Annotated in this window: 3 protein-coding genes; all 3 read right to left on the bottom strand. The window is 64.4% G+C overall.

Annotated features, from left to right (window positions below):
* A partial coding sequence (locus tag A4R35_RS10115) for a class I SAM-dependent methyltransferase (RefSeq protein ID WP_146747324.1) occupies positions 1-617 on the bottom strand: 617 nt, incomplete at its 3' end.
* A 981-nt stretch (positions 618-1,598) separates the two neighbouring features.
* Positions 1,599-2,123: a hypothetical protein gene (locus tag A4R35_RS10105; RefSeq protein ID WP_112428978.1), complete on the bottom strand. Its 525-nt coding sequence runs from the start codon at positions 2,121-2,123 to the stop codon at positions 1,599-1,601.
* A gap of 1,382 nt (positions 2,124-3,505) precedes the next feature.
* On the bottom strand, positions 3,506-4,069 hold a 564-nt coding region (locus A4R35_RS24240), incomplete at its 5' end, for a tetratricopeptide repeat protein (protein WP_189361615.1).

Here is a 4,069-nt window from a genome sequence, read left to right as displayed (position 1 = left end):
CGAAAGCCAGCCTGTCGTACCAGCCGCGGCAGCACTGGGGTAATGCCGATGTGCCGGCCATCGGGCGAGAAGCTCTGGCCAGCTTGCTGGAGAGCACGCCAGATCAGGTGCAAATAGCGCTCGGTGGCGATGCTGCTGGTGAGGGGTCCCTCGGTCTCAGTCAGGCGGATCACGCCTCCAGGTTTGAGCAGACGAAAGCAGTCCTGCACCAGTCGGGGCCAGGCAGCCGGGAGCATGAAGCCGCACAGGAGCCGTCCATTGATCAGGTCGAAGGAGCCATCCGGGAAAGCGAGTGGCTCCATGACATTCATCACCTGGAAGTGGACGTTGTCCAGGCCGCGCGACCAGGCCTGGACCCGAGCATACTCGATCACTTGGGCGCTGATGTCCACCCCGAGAATGTCCGCCTTGGGGAAGCGAAAGGCCAGCTCTAAGGCCCAGCCGCCTGGGCCGCAGGCCAGATCGAGCACACGGCCCGTCTCGGGGAGGGTGATTCCCTCCTCGGGCAAGAGGCCGCCCATCGCCTCGGTGAGCAGCCGATCCTGCTGCATGAGGCGAGCCAGCTCGCCGACATGGTCAGGATCGATCGGGTAGGTGTTGTCGGATGTGGTCATCATACTTGCACCTCTCTTGCTGTACTGGAGGACCCCCTTGTGCCACTCGATGCGGTGTGCTGCGTTCCGGTCCCCCTGGACTGCTTCTTCCTGTCAGGTCTTCTGATATTGTGTTGATTGTCCTGCTAGTATTGTAGCAGCCAGCGAGTGCCGTCGGAAAGGGGCAGGAGGGTTCTCCCTTGTCATGCTGGTGGAGCTGCCCCTGCTCCCTCTCACTTCCCAGCTCAGAGGCAATCCAGGGATGCTGAGGGGAAACTGCCGCCCTGCAAAGCGGACGCGACGGCAGCCCTGCTGTCAGGAACTCATACAGCACCCTGCTGGAGGCCTGCTCGTTGGATACGGTATTGTTCACCTTGGTGAAGGATTGGAGCGATTGCGACACCAGACGAGTACTGCATCCCTCAGATCGGAAATCGCCAGGGGAGAGAGGCTATGCCTGGAGCGTTGCTCCTCGACTGGCCGCAGTGCTGAGTCTGACCCCCAACCGAGAGGGGAGCGACCCCTGTTGCCGACCCCCCCGGCGAGCGCGCGCTCTATCGGTGCCCGCGATGGGCGTGATCCGGCTGCAGTGAGCGGTCCTGGGGACCCGTTCTCTTCCTTCGTCCTCCAGGAGGGTGTCTCTCCCCCCAATCTGGAGACAGAGGTGGACCACGAAGGCCGGAGCGACGCCTTTCCGCTCCCGTTTCAACTCGCTGCTCTGAACGGCTGCCTGCCCTGGCCTGGGAGCAGACGGCTCTGACAGAGGCATCGAGGAGAGGAAGAGCGCCATCATCTCGGCCAGGAAGTCCATCTCCAGGAGGAACGCGCCAGTGGGCGTGGCTCAAGCCTGGTCTGATCAGCGTCGTCATTGTCCTGACGTGGGGCTTTCTGGGATTCACGTTGTTCGCTCCCGTTGCCTCGCCCCATCCAACGGCGACGCAGGCGACACCTGTTGCGCCGCAGCGCTCTCCCCCCGGAGCCATACCCAGAACCCGTCGTGGCTCGTCACCGGTGGTCACGGCTCCGCCATCCCGGGTACCCTCTCAGGCGCTCTCGCCGACGGCGACAAGTGCCGGTGACCTGGAAAGCTGGATACCAGTTTCCCTTCCCACGGAGTGGGCCAGTGCGGGGCTGACGCTGGGGGATGCGCTGTTGGTTGAACGGACAGCTACCACAGTGACCGATCGCGAGATGAGCCTGGATGACCACGCTGTCAGGACCCGCGCCCAGCAGGGAGGAATGCTGACGGCGAGGGTGTTTCTGCTCGCTCCCGCAGCTCGTGAGCGATTTCAGCAGCAGGGCGTCCGGGTCACCACGAACCAGCTCGTAGAGCTGGTGATCGACGAACGCCTGATCCAGGCCGTCGTCAACCCGCAGCCTCGCCTGATGGCCTTTGCAGTCCGCGGACAGCGACCGTTTGCCTGGGTCGAAGTGAGGGGTGCGTTGTGGCAGTCTCTGACAGATCCACAAACAGGTCAGTCCCAACAGGGGCTGGGGATGAACCTGGCTCGTCACCAACCACGGATGCATTCGAGGGGCGTGCTGCTCATCCAGGTGCCCCCGCCAGCCAGGGAGCCCATGCCCCAAGGGGTGGGACATGGTCCGATCGTTCAACCCGCAGAGGGAGAACGTGCCCAGACTGGAAAGGCGGGCTGTCGACAATGGCCTGCGACGACAGCCTGTCGAGCCTCTTCATCCATTCATTCATCCATCCATCTCTCAGCGAGAGAGCGGGGAACCTGCCCATCGGGCGAACCAGCCGGGCCAGGGAGCTGTGAGCAGTTCCCCTGCAACCACTGGCTCCCCTCTCAGCAGCGAGACCAAGGAGGCTTCTGCTCGCACTGATGACGGGCCACCTTCCCTCCCTCGCACGAAGCCGTCGTCTGACCACTCCCCTGCTGCTTAGCCTCGCTGTCTCCTGAGGTCCCGCTCCTGCTGGGCTCTCGACAGGTACGCTCCCCCCGGGGACCCAGTATGCGTGGCATCCAAGCATGGCGGAGGCGCCTGCAGCAGGCGGCCCACAGCAGCCGTCCCTGTGGCGAGACAGCGCCAGACGGCGAGCCCGAGCACACCAGGGCAGCTTGCAGGAGGCTTGGTGGAGGGTTGAGGGGGCAGGCGTGGCTCCCGAGCGGGGAGACGGCGCTTTCAATTCCAGGCGGGCTGGTTTCCTGGATTCTGACGGCGCCCCCTCTACGAGGGCATCTGGAGCGGCCTCTGTCAAGCCGATTCGATGATCCCAAAAAAGCAGTCATGATGCAGGCCCTCTGGCCTTCAGACGGCTCCAACAGCCCTTCGATGATCGCTGCGTGGAACGTCGGGAACCGCAGTCCTCGAAGCGAACGGTACGAGCGACAAGAGGGGCACAAGAAGGCTTTCAGCTCGACAGGGGAGTCGGACCCGAGAGCATCGAGGGCCGCTGCGAGCCTGAACACGTCCAGAGTGCATGCCCGACCCGGTCTGGCTCGGGCGGCCTCCTCATCGGGCAAGCTGCAGCGGGAGGGCCTGGCTCTGACGGCCAGACAGCAGACCAGGAAAACAAGCTGCCTGCTGCTCGGTTTGTTGGTCCCTCCACGCGAGGTGAGCTGGAGAAGTCGCTGCCGGCGGCAGCACGTTGTCTTGCTGCTGACAAGGTGCGGCGCGGCGGTTGCCCATCCGGCCAGGATCAGCTCCCTCGCGGCTCCCCGCGAGGGAGCCACCTTGGGAAGGAGCTGGGAAATATCCAGGAAAGGGAGGAGAACGTTGGGGTCTGGTTTTCATCTCAGAAAGGCACGGCGATGATCTCAAACGAGATGGATCGCTCCTGTGCCTCGGGGAACGGTGTGCTCGGGGCTTGACGCCGCGCGCATGCGAATGGGGAAGCCTGGCAAGGAGATTGGTGGAGAGTCCTCACCTGAGGAGGAGCGCCAGGGCGATCACGGCTCATCGAGAGCCCGCCGGAGCTGACGACAGAGGACGTGACTCTGGCTCGTCAGCGGGTGATGAGGCCCCAGGGTCTGCTCGCGGATGGAGAGAGCACGCTCGGCCAGCGGGAGGGCGTCCTGGAGGCGGCCCAGGGCGCGATAGAGGAGGGCGAGATTGTGGAGGGCAGTAGCAGTGTGAGGATGATCGGGGCCAAGAACCTGCTCACAGATGGAGAGGGAGCGCTGTGCGAGCGGGAGGGCCTCCTCAGAGCGGCCCAGCTCGTGATAGAGAGCGGCGAGGGCGCTGAGGGAGCGAGCAGTCTGGGGATGGTGGGGACCAAGGGCGTGCTCACGGATGGAGAGGGCACGCTGTGCGAACGGGAGGGCCTCCTCAGGGCGGCCCAGCTTGCGGTAGAGGAGGGTGAGGTGATGGAGGACAGTAGCGGTATGGGGATGGTGGAGGCCAAGGGCTTGTACAAAGATGGAGAGAGCGCGCTCGGCAGGTGAGAGGGCGTTCTGGAGGCAGCCCAGCTCCTGATAGAGGAGAGCGAGGGTGTCCAGGGCAGCAGCAGTAGC

Source organism: Thermogemmatispora tikiterensis (genome assembly GCF_003268475.1).
GTDB lineage: Bacteria > Chloroflexota > Ktedonobacteria > Ktedonobacterales > Ktedonobacteraceae > Thermogemmatispora > Thermogemmatispora tikiterensis.
Note: the sequence above shows the minus strand (reverse complement) of the source record. Positions and strands in the feature narration are given on the sequence as shown.